We start from the raw sequence: 14,286 nt of genomic DNA, 5'->3' as shown, positions 1-14,286 counted from the left end.
GGCGCCTTACTTGTTTAGCCGAACGAGCCCGCATGATTTTTTGCTATTCAGCCCCCGTTTTATGGTAGTCTTGCGTTTCTCAAATTGAAGCTGATTAACGGTTTTGTATGTCTCATAGCCTACTTTTCCATAAGACCTACCTGCATCCCACCAGTGATGAATGGGTTGTTTTTGTGCATGGTGCAGGTGGAAGTTCATCCATCTGGTTTAAGCAAATCAAAGCGTACCGTGAGCATTTCAACCTGTTATTAGTTGATTTACGAGGTCATGGCAAGTCAAACCAGCTGTTTAAAGAGTTGATGGCAAATCGTTACACGTTTAAATCCGTCACTCTTGATATTCTCAAAGTGCTCGATCATTTGAAAATTCAGTCTGCCCATTTTGTTGGAATGTCACTCGGCACCATTATTGTACGTAATCTTGCTGAAATGGCGACTGGGCGAGTTTGCTCTATGGTTTTGGGTGGAGCGATAACCCGTTTGAATGTGCGCTCTCAAGTGCTCGTAAAGTTGGGTAATTTGAGTAAACACATCATTCCTTACATGTGGCTTTATCGTCTGTTTGCTTACATTGTAATGCCACAACGCAACCAAAAAGAGTCACGGCATCTTTTTATTCGAGAAGCGAAGAAGCTGTGCCAAAAAGAGTTTAAACGCTGGTTTATGCTGACTTCCGAAGTCAATCCTCTGATGAAATGCTTCAAAGATAAAGAGCTGCCCATTCCCACTCTTTATCTTATGGGAGAGAGAGACTATATGTTCATTCAACCCGTTAAAGACATGGTGGCAATGCATAGACAAAGTGTGTTATTAGAGATCCCAGATTGCGGCCACGTGTGTAATGTTGAACAATCTGAGATGTTTAACCACCACTCAATTGAGTTCATCCGCCAGCATCAGACTCGTTAGTCTGAATCTAAACAACCGCAGTACCAGCAGGCTGCAAACTGCGGCCCATTTTCCTCGTTGCACTGTCCACAAACCCAGTTAGGTTCTTCGTTTATCTCTTCTATCTGATAGGCCAATAATTGTGCTTGAGCCTCGGCAATTTGAGTTTCATCCAACAGCCATATATAGGGCAAGGTTTCTTCTGAAAAAGGGAGCTCCCCACCTAAGCCGTATAAGTTATCGCCTCTCACTTCACAGCGAATATTGAATTGCTGTAAATACTGACAAACTATATATGCCTCTATCGGGTGGTTTGAAACACAAATTTTCATCATTATTCACTTCAGGCGGAAGTTGGGTTTTTGTTCAATCTGGCCATAATCCACTTGGTGAGAATAGGAAAAAGACCTAATAGAGCAAATGAAAGCAAAACCGAAGGAGATACAATACCGGATAAGCTTTCAATTTCAGCTAGTTGAGTACCAGCATTCAGATAAACGGCAGTACCGGGCAGCATACCGAGTTGGCTAATCAGGTAGAAGCGAGCGGTTGATATGGGTGTTAGGCCCATTAATAAATTAATCAAGAAAAAAGGAAAAACCGGAATTAAGCGCAGTGAGAATAGATAAAATGCACCATCTTTTGCAACGCCTTGATTAATCGTTTGCAGCTTTTGACCAAATTTTGTTTGAATCCATTCACGTAGTAAGAAACGACTACTCAAAAAGGCGATAGTTGCGCCTATGGTGCTGGCAAAGGAGACAAGCAGTAAGCTAGTCCAAAAACCAAACAGCGCAGCACCCAGTAACGTGACGACCGCCGCTCCTGGGATAGAGAAAGCGGTGAGCACAATATAGAGTGAAAAATAGATCAAAGCAGCGCTGATCACGTTTTGGCTAATGTATTCGTTTAATAGCATTTGCTGTGCTTTGGCATTATCTAACGTTAGATATTGGCCAAAATTTACAATCAAAAAGACAATAAAGGCAAATAAAGCCAAGCCTAAGAGAAGTTTTTTATTCATGGTATTCCTCAAAACGACATATTTTACTAGATATAGTGAAGAAGACAGAGGAAGTCGAATTTATATTTCAAAACGGGATTAAAAAAACGCCCGCATGGTGATGCGAGCGTATTTGATTATTTAATCGAGAGATTTATTTACTCTGAAGTTAAAGGCTTTTAGCTAATTCATCGCGTCGAGATTGTGGGATAACCGACCAATGCTTGCCTTCAATCGCACCTTCAAGGGCCCATAGCAATTCAAGACTGATTGAAGAAGAATGGGTTTGCTGAATCGCTTTATAGGCTTCCAAAGCCCCCTTTGTATGCAAATCCGTTACTGATTCTATCCCTGCTTTCTTAAGCATACGTTCGGTGGCGAGTCGAAGGTTCGGGAGATCTTTTAGGCGTTCTGGCTTCGTTTGGGCTTGAACTTCTCGTTCTTGTTTGGCGATTTCGAGTGCGACAGCAGCATCTCGTAAAATAAGCGAAGGGTTTTCCCAACAATTGTCAGGTAATGCGAAGTATTTTGTGACGACAGGGAACCCACGTTTTTTATAGATATAGGGCTCATAGCCTTGCTCTTTAAAGCGAGAGGTTGATAGATCGTCTGCGCGAATATGAAGTTTATCGTTTACGACCAAAGCAAACATGGTGTCATCGACAAAAATGCCGAAGCCGCCAAACATTGAACGAGACTTAACGCGTCCAAGTTGTTCGAAGAGTCGCATTGAATCTTTAAGTACTGGTTTATCCATGCTGTAAATTCTCGGTGTATGGGAAAAACGCCACCAAAATCAGGTCCGAGAGATTAGCAAACTTATGCAGAAAGAGTGTCAGTAAGGGGTAAACTTAACGTTTGCATATTTGCCATCGGCAACCCCGCTACCTACCGAATAGTCGGTTTAGGCCGGAGGCTTTGCGTCCCATCTTTTCAAATGGTTTGCCCTGTGCGTGACTTCTAATAGTAAGAATATATAAATTTTTGGATGAGCATCACGTTTATTTATTATTTGCGTGATGCTCATTCCAAATTTACTATTATTTAATACGGCGTTCTGTCTCGAATATAGGAAAATCCACAAAATTGACATTTGTCGCTTGCTTTAAATAATGACACTATTTCGTTATGTTTTTTACTGTGTTGCGTTCAACAATCTCGGGATGCATCTCAAACACACGACGTTCATGCTCTTTGTCTTTAATGCGTTCCAATAGGATTTCAAAGGCGTTTTTCCCTACTCGTCGTTTTGGCTGGTGAACCGTGGTTAACGGTGGCGAGAAATACTCAGCAAGTTCAATATTGTCATAACCAATAACAGACATGTCATCAGGAATACGGATGCCTTTTTGTTGCAAGCGACTCATTAAACCGAGAGCCATTGTATCGTTAAAGCAAAAAACAGCCGTTGGGCGCTTGTCCATGGCGGCGATCTTGTCGGCGGCGAGCACCGCAGTATCACACTCGAAGTTACCTTCCAAAATCCAATCTTCATGAACGGTTAGGCTTGCTTCGGCAAGAGCCCGCTTAAACCCTTGAATACGCTCTTGGCACGCCGCTTTTTCGAAGTGTCCACTTAAGCAAGCAATGTCAGTATGGCCATGATCAATAAGGTATTTGGTGGCGAGATATCCGCCTTCCTCTGAGTTATCAATAATTTTATCGGCTTGAGAACTTTCAGGGCCCCAGTCCATGATAACTTTCGGAATGTCTGAATGACGATCAAGCATCTCAAGCAGTTCTTGGGTGAGGTCCGAGCACATGACCAACATACCATCGACACGTTTTTCCGCTAGCATGCGGATGTAGTCGCGTTGCTTCTCGTAAATACCGCCAGTATTGCACAAAATAAGTGTGTAGCCTTGGCGGTAGCAGTAACTTTCAACACCATCGATAACCTCAGAAAAAAATAAGTTTGTCGATTGGGTCACTAACATACCAATGGTACGGGTGGTGTTGCATTTTAAGCTGCGAGCGACTGCACTTGGTGCATAGTTAAGCTCTGATACCGCTTCCATCACTCGTTCTTGGGTTGCTTCAGCCACAAAGCGAGTTTTATTGATTACATGCGATACCGTGGTGGTTGATACGCCCGCTAAGCGTGCAACGTCTTTAATCGTAGCCATAAATTCTCTGTCCTGTCGATAACTGCTGAAAGTGATAGTCACGAAGAGCAATTCAGCGGTATTAGGCCTATCGGTGTTATATTGAAGCCTAAAAGTAGTAAAAACACAAAAACCGCCTCTAATCAGCGGTTGCATCTTAAATTCATTTTTTATCGTTTGCGGTCAAGATTCTAGTCCGCAAATGTCCATCAAGCAACGAAAAATCCACCGAATAAATCGGTCAACAGTCACAATTGACCGATTTAGTAATAGGTATTAACCAGGTTATCTCATTAGTTTGATAAATAGTCGCGGTCTAAGTGAAGAAACGCGACCAACAATTCGCTTGCGGCACCGTAAAAACCAAATTGATCAATTTGTTGGCAGCGAAGATGGAATTGTGGGATCCAAGAGAGCAAATGTTGTTCAATAAAATCACACTGCTGTGTAAAGGCTTGTTCAAGGTGTGTCTCTTGTTCAAGCTCATTGGAGCGAATGATCAAGTTACCTAAGAAATCCAGTTCAATCGCAATGTGGTCGGCGGGTTCGTTGAGTGTATCGTTGACTGCAATGTGATGGGCTGCCATCAAATCCGACATTGCTCTGGCTGGTTCGTCATTGAGCAACCCTGATTTTCCAATGTAAATTGAGGCATAGGGTAGCGCGGACTCCTTATTGGATTTTAAAAAAAGATCACAGAAATCGGCTGCGAGCTCAAGCTGTGCGTCTTCTTTGTCTTGCAATCGGTTCAGTGCATCAACTAATTTATCAATGGCAGGTTTAAGTGTCGCGTTTTCTGCTAATCCTGAAAGAAATGTGCGAATAGCGGGCGTATAGTATTGCTCTAATTCATGCTCCGAAAGTTCTTTCACAAATAAGCTCGAAAGCCACCAATAAATCTCGGCACGCTGTTCATTAAAAGCTTTGATGTCTTGCATGGTATTGGCTCTCCAAGGGGGTGGTTTTGCGAAAATCGTTTTTAAAAAGTAATTGATCTAAGTGTAACTAATAAAAATGAATAGCAGTCGCTAAGAAAATGAAAAAATATGAGTGATTTTTTCATTAAGTTAATGGATGTCTGGAAGGTTGTTTTGAATCAATAAACTCTCATCTTTCTTAATTTTAAAAGTGATACGACTAGAATTATGACTATTTATGAATAGAATGGCTTTGTACAGAATCTCGAGCCGAGGTTTGAACATTTCTATAGAGTAAAGTGGTGTAAATGAGCTATCACGTATTAGTAGTTGAAGATGATGCAGTCACTCGCAGTAAGCTAGCTGGATACTTTCAAAGCGAAGGTTATATGGTAACGCAAGCGGAAAGCGGTACTCAGATGAGAGATGCTTTGAAAAACAGCGCGATAGATCTGATTATGCTAGACATTAATTTACCCGGTGAAGATGGTTTAATGTTAACGCGTGAGCTACGCAGCCAATCTGATATTGGCATCATATTAGTGACAGGGCGCACGGATAGCATTGATAAGATTGTTGGTCTTGAAATGGGGGCCGATGATTACGTAACGAAACCTTTTGAATTGCGCGAGTTGCTGGTGAGAGTGAAAAACTTGCTGTGGCGGATCTCGACCGCAAAAAACAAACTGAACGAAGAGAGCGGTGTATCTCACAATGCGAATTTAGTGCGCTTTAGCGAGTGGACCTTTGATATCCAGCGCCGAGCGCTGAGCCGTAATGGTGAGCCCGTAAAACTGACCAAAGCGGAATATGAGCTATTAGTTGCCTTGTCGTCATATCCGAATCAAGTCCTTAGCCGTGAACGTATTTTAAATATGATCAGCCACCGTGTGGATGCACCTAACGATCGAACGATTGATGTACTGATTCGACGCATGAGGGCGAAGATGGAGTTTGATCCCAAGAATCCGCAAATCTTTGTGACTGTGCACGGTGAAGGTTATATGTTCGCTGGTGATTAGCTGAGTGGTCGTGTGTGTAAAATTGGCGTTGGGCCGTGCCTTTTTATTCCCATGATTTTTTGTAGCCGCGATTACCAAGAAAAACGGAGCACATAAGTGGCTCCGTTTTGGGTTGAATACAATTGCTAATTGCTATTGATGTCCAATTCTGTATCGCCATGCCCGGAGGCCCAATCACGTAAGTCTTGCCACAGCAGCCCTAACGTTTCATACCAGTAACGCTCGGTTTGTTCTAAATAACGTGCTCGAGGAGCGTATTTTTCCCAAGGTTGCTCAATATTCGTTTGCGCTAAGAAATTGGTTGGCGCAGGTATTGGGTCAATACCTGCAGAATTAAACTCTTTTAACGCTCTTTCCATATGACTGGCTGACGTTACCAAAACCAGCCTACGCTGTTGAACAAAGGCGGCGGCTTGTCGTGCTTCTTCCCAAGTATCTTTAGCTGTTTCTAGCAAAATAATATCGGATTTATTCACTCCAAGCGCGAGTGCCACCACGGCTAGCATGCGAGCATGGCTAAATTCCGACCCGCCAGAGTAGCCTGATAAAATCAACTTTGAGCCGGGGTACATACGCATGACACGTATGCCTTCGTTTAAGCGTACCAACGCAGTGCGGCTGAGTTCCGAGGTCGGCGGGATTTGGTCATCCACTACGTGGCCGCTACCTAAAACCATCACATAATCGATGGTGCCATCAACGGGGAGAAAAGCTGAGTATTGTCTTTCCAAAGGCATTAACATGCGCGTTGCAAAGGGTTGGAAAGAGATAAGAAATATCCCCACTAAAGAGAAGAGGACAAACATACAGCCAGTCTTACGTCTGACGGTGAACATTATGAGCATTAATCCGACAAAACCGAGGATTAGCATTGCCGGAAGAGGCATTAATAATGAGGAAATAACTTTTTTCAGCTCAAACATATACAAAATAGTCCGAAAAAACACCACTTGATAATAAAAAGGAACAAAGCCCCTTTATTCCTGCCATTCCTATGACAGAATAGCAGCACGATTCGCTATCATAACTCAAGCCACTGTGACTGAAGACCGGAATTTCGACGATATTGCCCACAAATTTGCAAAAAACATATACGGCTCTGACAAAGGTGAAATTCGTCAAGTCATTGTTTGGCAAGATCTTGAGCAACTGCTCGCTTTGTTGAGCAACCACCCAAAACCTTTGCAAGTGCTTGATGCTGGCGGCGGTTTGGCACAAATGTCACAAAAAATAGCCAAGCTGGGACACCAAATCACGCTGTGTGATTTATCCTCGGAAATGCTCCAGCTAGCCGAACAAGAGATCCGCAAAAATGGTCTGCTTGAGCAGTATCGGTTGGTACATTCCTCCGTGCAATCCATCCAATCGCACCTTAGTGCGCCAGTGGATGTGTTGTTGTTTCACGCGGTGATGGAATGGTTAGCCGAGCCAAAACCCGCATTGCAGAATTTGTTAGAGCAAGTTAGGGCAGGTGGTATGGCATCAATCATGTTCTATAACCATCATGGCTTGGTGTACAAAAATGTTGTCTGCGGCAACATTCCCCATGTATTGGAGGGCATGCCGCATCGCAAGCGGTTTAAGCTCCAGCCTCAGCAAGGGCTAAAACCTGAAGAAGTGTATCAATGGGTCGAAGAATCAGGATTTGAGATTTGTGGAAAATCGGGCATCCGATCATTCAGTGACTATATTGGGAATGTGAAAAATATGGGTGACTACCAATATGAAGATGTACTGGCACTCGAACAACAATTATGTAGACAAGAGCCGTACCTCTCGCTAGGTCGATACATTCATGTATGGGCGAAAAAGAAAATAGAGCAGGAATAGCAATGAGTGAGATGACTCAGAACGCTGCACAGCAACCTATTGATGAATTGGTTAGTTGGGTAAAGCAGCATGATTTCTCATTGAACCTGACGACAGAACGACTGGCGTTCCTTATTGCCATTGCAGTATTGAGTAACGAAAGGTTTGATGAAGAATTAGGTGAAGGTGAGTTACACGATGCGTTTGCCATCGTAACTCGCTTATTTGAAGAAACCGGTGAAGCCTCCGCGTTTCGTGCTAATAATGCGATCAATGAGTTGGTAAAACAGCGCTTAATGAGCCGCTTCACCAGCGAGATGACTGATGGCGTTAGCATTTACCGTTTATCACCGTTGGCTATTGGTATTACGGACTACTACGTCCGCCATAGAGAGTTTTCCAAGCTGAAGCTCTCAATTCAGCTTTCTATGGTCGCCGATGAAATGGCAAAGGCGATTGAAGCCGCGAATAAAGGTGGTACCCCAGGGCATTGGAAAAAGAACGTCTACGGCGTATTAAAATACTCGGTAGGGGAAATTTTTGATCGTATCGATTTAAACCAACGTGTGATGGACGAGCAGCAGCAATCGGTCAAACTGCAAATCGCAGAGTTGCTGAATAAAGATTGGCGTGAAGCGATCAACAACTGTGAATCGTTATTGTCTGAAACCTCTTCAACGCTGCGTGAACTGCAAGACACTTTACAAGCGGCGGGGGATGAGCTGCAAACGCAAATTTTGGATATCCAAGAATTGGTTTATGGCGAAGCTGAACTCGAATTTATTGAAGAAATCCTGTTTGGATTACAGATGAAACTTGATCGCATCACCAGTTGGGGACAACAAGCGATCGATCTCTGGATTGGCTACGACCGACATGTCCATAAATTCATTCGTACCGCCATTGATATGGACCAAAACCGAGCGTTTAGCCAGCGTTTACGTCAATCACTGAGCGACTATTTTGACGCGCCTTGGTATCTCACTTATGCCGATGCTGAGCGTTTAACCGACCTTCGTGATGAAGCTCTCGTCTTAAGAGATGATGAGGTGATGGGGCAAGTGCCTCCAGAAGTGGAGTACGAAGAGTTCCAGCAAGTCAATGATGAGCTCTCCTTGCGTATCGGCAGCATGCTCAAAGGTCATAAAGATCAAGGGATGCCAATTGATTTAGGACGAGTACTGAGAGACTACCTCGCCACTCATCCTCATACACATCATTTTGATTTAGCTCGAATTATTGTTGATCAAGCGGTGAGGCTTGGCTACTCAGAGCAAGATTACCAAGCCATCCAACCTGACTGGCAAGCGATCAACGATTTTGGTGCAAAGGTACAAGCAAATGTCATCGACAGATATTAATGAATACATGCCAGAAAATCTGGCTAAAGCGATTTCAAATCCTTTATTTCCTGCGCTAGATAGCCAGCTTCGAGCTGGGCGTCATGTTTCTAGTGATGATTTGGATAATCACACCTTTTTATTGGATTTTGAGCCCGATTTAGCGCTGTTTTACCAACGCTATAACACCGAATTAGTCAAAGCGCCGGAAGGCTTTTTTTACCTGCGTCCTCGCTCTACTGCTTTAATCAATCGTAGCGTGCTGTCTGAGTTGGATATGCTGGTCGGCAAAGTGCTCTGTTTTCTTTATTTGAGTCCGGAACGCCTTGCGCACGAAGGCATCTTTACTAATCAAGAATTGTACGAAGAGCTACTGTCTCTGGCCGATGAAAAAAAACTGATGAAGCTCGTCACCAACCGAGCCAGCGGTTCAGACTTAGATAAAGAAAAGCTGTTTGAAAAAGTGCGTACCTCACTGCGTCGTTTACGTCGTTTGGGGATGATCATCCATTTAGGTGATACCAATAAATTCCGCATTAGCGAAGCCGTATTTCGTTTTGGTGCCGATGTGCGTATTGGTGACGACATGCGTGAAGCACAACTGCGTTTGATCCGCGATGGTGAAGCGGTTGTCCACGCCCAAGAACCGAATCAAGGCAGCTTGCTGGATAACGAAGACGAGATTGAAGAACAAAATGTTAACGAGCAAACAGAATGGGAAGGTGAAGCATGATTGAGAGAGGTAAATATCAATCGCTAACCATGATCAATTGGAACGGCTTTTTTGCTCGTACTTTTGATATTGATGGATTAGTTACCACCTTGTCAGGCGGTAACGGTGCGGGCAAATCGACCACCATGGCGGCATTCATCACCACCTTGATCCCAGATCAAAGTTTGCTCCATTTTAGAAACACCACCGAAGCGGGCAGCTCACAAGCGTCTCGCGATAAAGGCTTATACGGTAAACTGCAAGCGGGCGCATGTTACGCCGCGTTGGATGTAGTGAATTCACGCAAACAGCGTTTACTGTTTGGCGTTAAGCTACAACAGGTGGCGGGGCGCGATAAAAAAGTGGATATCAAACCGTTTGTGATTCAAGGCTTGCCAAGCCATGTCAAACCAACCGATGTGCTGATTGAAAACGTCTCAGACAACCACGCGCGCGTGCGTCAACTCAATGAAGTGAAAGAGATTGTCGCGAAAATTGAAGGGGCGCATTTTAAAGCATTTAGCTCCATTGTGGATTATCACGCGCAAATGTTTGAATTTGGCGTGGTGCCGAAAAAACTGCGTAACAGCAGTGACCGTTCAAAATTCTATCGCTTGATTGAGGCTTCTTTATACGGCGGTATTTCCAGTGCCATTACTCGCTCGTTGCGTGATTATCTGTTGCCACAAAATGGTGGTGTGAAGAAAGCATTCCAAGATATGGAATCGGCGTTACGTGAAAACCGCATGACATTAGAAGCGATCAAAACCACGCAAGCGGATCGCGATCTCTTCAAGCACCTGATTACCGAATCGACAAATTACGTGGCCGCGGATTACATGCGCCACGCCAACGATCGCCACAATAAGCTAGAGCAAACGCTCGCGTTGCGTAATGAGTTGTTCGGCTCTCGCCATACATTGATTGAGCAAAATCGATTACTCAATCAAGTTCAAGAAGAGCTTGAACTGCTGTTAGAGCAAGAATCTACCTTAGAGCAAGATCACCAAGCCGCTTCTGATCACTTGCAACTGGTGCAAAACGCACTGCGTCAGCAAGAGAAAATTGAACGCTATCAAGAGGATTTGCAAGAGCTCACTATTCGCCTTGAAGAGCAGATGATGGTGGTGGAAGAGGCGCAAGAGCGAGTCATGATGGCTGAAGAGCAAGCGATTATCTCTGAAGATGAGGTCGATAGCTTAAAGAGTCAATTGGCCGATTACCAACAAGCATTAGATGTTCAACAAACGCGAGCATTGCAATATCAACAAGCCGTACAGGCGCTCGATAAAGCCAAACAGTTGCTAAATGATGATCAGTTAACACCAGAGCGTGCCCAAGCGCAGGTTTCTGATCTCAAGCATCAGCAAGACGCTAACACTACCACCTTATTAGCGTTAAAGCATAAATTGGACATGTCTTCGGCCGCGGTCGAACAGTTTGAGCAGGCACTGCAACTGGTGCGCAGTGTGGTGGGTGAAGTGTCTCGTCACGATGCCGCTCAGCATGCAAAAGCCATCATGCAGCAAGCGCGTAACGCCCAGCAAATTAGCCAAAATGAAGCACAGTGGTATGCGCAGCAGCGAGATCTGGAACGTCGCTTAAATCAGCAGCAAGTGGCGCGTCAGTCCGTGGCTGAATACCAAAAGCAACACCATATTGACTTGCACGATGAGCTAACACTAGAGCAAGAGCGCGAGCGCCACGCCGCTCTGATTGAATCGCTGGAATATGAACAAGAAGCGCTACGTGAACAGCGCAGTGAGCAGCGCCGTACCGAGCAAGATAAACAGGCTGAAATTCAACGACTGGAATCGATCGCTCCGACTTGGATTGCTGCTAACGATGCATTGCATACCTTACGCGAACAAAGTGGTGCAACATTAGAAAATAGCCAAGCTGTGATGACGCAGATGCAGCAAGTGCTTGAGCAAGAAAAAGCACAATCAATCGCTAAAGATAAGCTGGCAGAACGTCGCGCGCAGCTTGAAAATGAAATCGAGCGCTTGGCGTCTCCTGGTGGCTCAAATGATCCTCGCTTGAAAGGATTAGCGGATAGCTTAGGTGGCGTTTTATTGTCTGAAATTTACGATGACATCACGATTGACGATGCACCGTATTTCAGTGCCATGTACGGCCCAGCTCGTCATGCGATTGTGGTTTCGGATTTATCTGGCATCAAAGAGAAGCTGGTCGAGCTTGATGACTGCCCAGAAGATCTGTACATCATTGAAGGGGATGTCGATGCCTTTGATGATAGTTCGTTCAATGCTGACGAATTGGAAGGAGCGGTATGTGTACAGCTCAATAACCGCCAAATGCGTTATTCTCGTTTACCTGAGATCCCACTCTTTGGCCGCGCCGCGCGCGAACAACGTTTAGAGTTACTGCGTAACGAGCGCGAAGAAGTGGTGGAAGAGCACGCGAAAGCGGCGTTTGATTCACAAAAACTGCAACGTCTATACCACAGCTTTAACCAGTTTGTTGCTTCGCACATCCAAGTCGCTTTTGAAGCCGATCCAGAACAAGCGTTGCAAGCGGCACGTGAGCAACGCAATCAACTGGTCCGTGTATTGGCTGAATTGGACGCAAAAGAGCAGCAGCAGCGCAACCAGTTACAGCTAAGCAAACAAGCGTTAACGATGCTCGATAAGCTGGCTCCTAACATGTTGCTCATTGAAGATGAGGCATTGCAAGCACGTTTCGATGAAGCCGAGCTGAACATTAATCAACTGGCGGAAGCGAAAGCGTTTTTAAGCTCGCACGGTAAAGCCATCGCGGAGTTAGAACAGCTTGCTTCAGCGCTTGAGGTTGACCCGCAGCAATTTGATGCACTCACTGCACAATATCAGCAAGCGGATCAAGCTCTTCAGACATTGAAAGTGCAGATCTTTGCACTTTCAGACGTGATTGAACGCCGCCACTATTTTAGCTATTCCGATTCGGTTGCTCTGCTCAGTAAAAGCAGCGAGCTAAGTGAGCAGCTCAAAAACAAATTGGTCGAGGCAGAAAGCGCCCGTACCCGTACTCGTGATGAGCTCAAACAGGCTCAAAGCCAAATGAACCAATATAACCAAGTGTTAGCGGCCTTAAAAAGCTCGCATCAAGCTAAGTTGGAAACGGTTCAAGAGTTCAAGCAGGAGCTACAAGAGTTTGGTGTGCATGCCGATGAAGGTGCGCAAGAGCGTGCTGAACGTCGTCGTGATGAATTGCAACAGCGTCTGCATGCCTCACGTACCCGTAAGAGCGAGTATGAACGTACACTAACCGCAACTGATCTTGAAATGAAAGCATTAGTTAAACGGTTGAAAAAGGTGCAGAAAGATTATCAAGATCTGCGCACATTTGTGGTGAATGCAAAAGCAGGGTGGTGCTCTGTATTACGTTTGGCGCGTGATCACGATGTTGAGCGCCGCTTGCATAAACGTGAGCTGGCGTATTTATCGGCCGATGAACTGCGTTCCATGTCGGATAAATCACTGGGCGCGCTGCGTTTAGCGGTCGCAAGTAATGACGACCTGCGTGATGCACTGCGCTTGTCGGAAGACAATGCGCATCCAGAACGCAAAGTGTTGTTCTACATCGCCGTGTATCAACATCTGCGTGAGCGTATTCGCCAAGACATCATTCGCACTGATGATCCTGTTGAAGCGATTGAAGAGATGGAAGTGGAGCTTGCGCGTCTAACTGAAGAGTTGACTCAACGTGAAAACCGTTTAGCAATAAGCTCTGAATCGGTGGCCAGCATCATCAAAAAAACCATTCAACGTGAGCAAAATCGTATTCGGATGCTCAACCAAGGTTTGTCTAACATTAACTTTGGTCAGGTGAAAGGCGTTCGCCTTAACGTGAAAGTGCGCGAGAGCCATGAAATCCTACTCGCGGGATTATCTGAAAAACAGAGTCAGCATAAAGATCTGTTTGAGAGTACTCGTTATACCTTCTCCGAAGCGATGGCGAAATTGTTCCAGCGTGTTAACCCGCATATCGATATGGGGCAACGTTCACCGCAAATATTGGGTGAAGAGCTATTGGATTACCGCAACTACTTAGAGCTGAGTGTTGAAGTAAATCGCGGATCCGATGGCTGGTTGCAAGCAGAATCGGGCGCGTTATCGACTGGTGAAGCGATTGGTACTGGGCAGTCTATTTTATTGATGGTAATTCAAAGTTGGGAAGAGGAATCTCGTCGTCTACGCAGTAAAGACATCGTTCCATGCCGTTTACTGTTTTTAGATGAAGCGGCGCGTTTGGATGCCAAATCCATTTCAACCTTGTTTGAACTGTGCGAGCGTCTAGATATGCAACTTTTAATTGCTGCGCCAGAGAATATTAGCCCTGAGAAAGGCACGACCTATAAATTAGTGCGCAAAGTGTTTAAAGATCACGAACACGTTCATGTGGTCGGTCTGCGAGGTTTTGGTCAAACTGAAAAACCAAAATCAGAAGCACAGCAGATGGCCGAAATGCTGTAAGCATCGCCTCCATCGC

Annotated in this window: 12 protein-coding genes and 1 riboswitch; of the genes, 6 read left to right on the top strand and 6 right to left on the bottom strand. The window is 44.9% G+C overall.

The genetic code is table 11. The features are described from left to right. Positions 1-107: 107 nt before the first annotated feature. On the top strand, positions 108-908 hold the full coding sequence (locus tag DD616_RS12390) for an alpha/beta fold hydrolase (RefSeq protein WP_208871741.1): 801 nt from the start codon (positions 108-110) through the stop codon (positions 906-908). Here the strand turns inward: DD616_RS12390 and DD616_RS12385 are convergent. The 5 genes from DD616_RS12385 to torD all read right to left on the bottom strand — a co-directional run bounded on the left by DD616_RS12385 (position 905) and on the right by torD (position 4,933). Beyond that, positions 905-1,222 (bottom strand): putative signal transducing protein, encoded by a 318-nt coding sequence (locus tag DD616_RS12385; protein WP_013857075.1) that lies wholly within the window; start codon positions 1,220-1,222, stop codon positions 905-907. The two genes, DD616_RS12390 and DD616_RS12385, sit on opposite strands and share 4 nt — an antisense overlap. 8 nt (positions 1,223-1,230) lie before the next feature. Beyond that, a complete protein-coding gene (locus tag DD616_RS12380; protein ID WP_047690896.1) occupies positions 1,231-1,911 on the bottom strand; it encodes a TVP38/TMEM64 family protein in 681 nt (226 codons plus the stop codon). Positions 1,912-2,059: 148 nt separating this feature from the next. Continuing rightward, positions 2,060-2,647 (bottom strand): TfoX/Sxy family DNA transformation protein, encoded by a 588-nt coding sequence (locus DD616_RS12375; protein ID WP_013857073.1) that lies wholly within the window; start codon positions 2,645-2,647, stop codon positions 2,060-2,062. Between the two features lie 114 nt (positions 2,648-2,761). Then, positions 2,762-2,847: riboswitch (cyclic di-GMP riboswitch) on the bottom strand. A gap of 161 nt (positions 2,848-3,008) precedes the next feature. Then, entirely contained in the window at positions 3,009-4,016 is a 1,008-nt protein-coding gene (purR, locus tag DD616_RS12370; protein WP_026028025.1) for an HTH-type transcriptional repressor PurR, read from the bottom strand. A 272-nt stretch (positions 4,017-4,288) separates the two neighbouring features. Continuing rightward, the gene (torD, locus tag DD616_RS12365; RefSeq protein WP_017044658.1) at positions 4,289-4,933 is read right to left on the bottom strand and encodes a molecular chaperone TorD; all 645 of its coding nucleotides are present in this window, start codon (positions 4,931-4,933) and stop codon (positions 4,289-4,291) included. A gap of 287 nt (positions 4,934-5,220) precedes the next feature. Between torD and torR the strand changes: the two genes are divergently transcribed. Next, the gene (gene torR / locus DD616_RS12360; protein WP_013857070.1) at positions 5,221-5,934 is read left to right on the top strand and encodes a two-component system response regulator TorR; all 714 of its coding nucleotides are present in this window, start codon (positions 5,221-5,223) and stop codon (positions 5,932-5,934) included. Between the two features lie 125 nt (positions 5,935-6,059). On the opposite strand, the gene elyC is transcribed toward torR, so the two are convergent. After that, on the bottom strand, positions 6,060-6,884 hold the full coding sequence (gene elyC, locus DD616_RS12355; protein ID WP_013857069.1) for an envelope biogenesis factor ElyC: 825 nt from the start codon (positions 6,882-6,884) through the stop codon (positions 6,060-6,062). Positions 6,885-6,972: 88 nt separating this feature from the next. Here elyC and cmoM point away from each other — a divergent pair, with 88 nt between their 5' ends. Genes cmoM through mukB form a run of 4 tightly spaced genes read left to right on the top strand, consistent with a single transcriptional unit; the run spans position 6,973 to position 14,270 of the window. After that, positions 6,973-7,764 carry a tRNA uridine 5-oxyacetic acid(34) methyltransferase CmoM gene (cmoM, locus tag DD616_RS12350; protein WP_208871740.1) on the top strand — a complete coding sequence of 264 codons (792 nt, stop codon included), beginning with the start codon at positions 6,973-6,975 and terminating at the stop codon, positions 7,762-7,764. A gap of 2 nt (positions 7,765-7,766) precedes the next feature. Further along, entirely contained in the window at positions 7,767-9,104 is a 1,338-nt protein-coding gene (gene mukF, locus DD616_RS12345) for a chromosome partition protein MukF (RefSeq protein ID WP_017047723.1), read from the top strand. Further along, on the top strand, positions 9,085-9,816 hold the full coding sequence (gene mukE, locus DD616_RS12340; RefSeq protein WP_017044662.1) for a chromosome partition protein MukE: 732 nt from the start codon (positions 9,085-9,087) through the stop codon (positions 9,814-9,816). The genes mukF and mukE overlap by 20 nt, the downstream gene beginning before the upstream one ends. Then, positions 9,813-14,270, top strand: a complete 4,458-nt coding sequence (mukB, locus tag DD616_RS12335) for a chromosome partition protein MukB (RefSeq protein ID WP_208871739.1) — start codon at positions 9,813-9,815, stop codon at positions 14,268-14,270. Before mukE ends, mukB begins: the two co-directional genes overlap by 4 nt. The last annotated feature ends 16 nt before the right edge of the window (positions 14,271-14,286 follow it).

It is taken from the genome of Vibrio anguillarum, from assembly GCF_003390515.1.
Classification (GTDB): Bacteria; Pseudomonadota; Gammaproteobacteria; order Enterobacterales; family Vibrionaceae; genus Vibrio; species Vibrio anguillarum.
The sequence above is the reverse complement of the archived record's forward strand: the minus strand, read 5'-3'. Positions and strand labels throughout refer to the sequence as shown.

Bases quoted from the DNA above. Each gene is read 5' to 3' on its own strand.
- DD616_RS12390 (WP_208871741.1), top strand. From the start codon at position 108: ATGTCTCATAGCCTACTTTTCCATAAGACCTACCTGCATCCCACCAGT.
- DD616_RS12385 (WP_013857075.1), bottom strand. From the start codon at position 1,222: ATGATGAAAATTTGTGTTTCAAACCACCCGATAGAGGCATATATAGTT.
- DD616_RS12380 (WP_047690896.1), bottom strand. From the start codon at position 1,911: ATGAATAAAAAACTTCTCTTAGGCTTGGCTTTATTTGCCTTTATTGTC.
- DD616_RS12375 (WP_013857073.1), bottom strand. From the start codon at position 2,647: ATGGATAAACCAGTACTTAAAGATTCAATGCGACTCTTCGAACAACTT.
- purR (WP_026028025.1), bottom strand. From the start codon at position 4,016: ATGGCTACGATTAAAGACGTTGCACGCTTAGCGGGCGTATCAACCACC.
- torD (WP_017044658.1), bottom strand. From the start codon at position 4,933: ATGCAAGACATCAAAGCTTTTAATGAACAGCGTGCCGAGATTTATTGG.
- torR (WP_013857070.1), top strand. From the start codon at position 5,221: ATGAGCTATCACGTATTAGTAGTTGAAGATGATGCAGTCACTCGCAGT.
- mukF (WP_017047723.1), top strand. From the start codon at position 7,767: ATGAGTGAGATGACTCAGAACGCTGCACAGCAACCTATTGATGAATTG.
- mukE (WP_017044662.1), top strand. From the start codon at position 9,085: ATGTCATCGACAGATATTAATGAATACATGCCAGAAAATCTGGCTAAA.
- mukB (WP_208871739.1), top strand. From the start codon at position 9,813: ATGATTGAGAGAGGTAAATATCAATCGCTAACCATGATCAATTGGAAC.